Genomic DNA, 455 nt, shown 5'->3' on the forward strand with positions numbered 1-455 from the left:
GATAAGGTCGAGCGTCTCGTAGACAACCCCTTCCGGTACTTCCAAGGAAACCCGGCGCCCGATGCCCAGGATCTCGGCTGAGGCGAAGGCGTCACGAAACGCCCGGAGGACGTGTCTCCCCACGAACCCCGATGCGCCGGTTACGAGGATACGCTTAAGCACGCGGACTAGGAGAGGCGCTTGATGTCGGCGTCGACCATCTCGGTGATCAGCGCCTCGAGGCTGGTCTCGGCCTCCCAGCCGAAGGTCGCCTTGGCCTTGGCGGGGTTGCCCAGCAGCACCTCGACCTCTGCCGGCCGGAACAGCGCCGGGTCGACGATCAGGTGGTCGTCCACCTTCAGGCCGACGTGCTTGAACGCGATCTCGCACATGTCGCGCACCGTCGTGGTGTGTAGGGCGGTGACAAAACCATCCACTGGAGCGTCGGCTTTGTGCTGATGCGGGCGGTGTAAAAG

1 protein-coding gene is annotated in these 455 nt (G+C 64.2%); it reads right to left on the bottom strand.

What is annotated here, in order from left to right; all coding sequences use genetic code 11:
• Positions 1-167: 167 nt before the first annotated feature.
• Positions 168-455, bottom strand: a 288-nt coding sequence (locus ACU8YC_RS27345) for a GDP-mannose 4,6-dehydratase (RefSeq protein WP_446896307.1), incomplete at its 5' end; no start/stop codon positions are given.

This window comes from Citrobacter sp. VF227, from assembly GCF_052950715.1.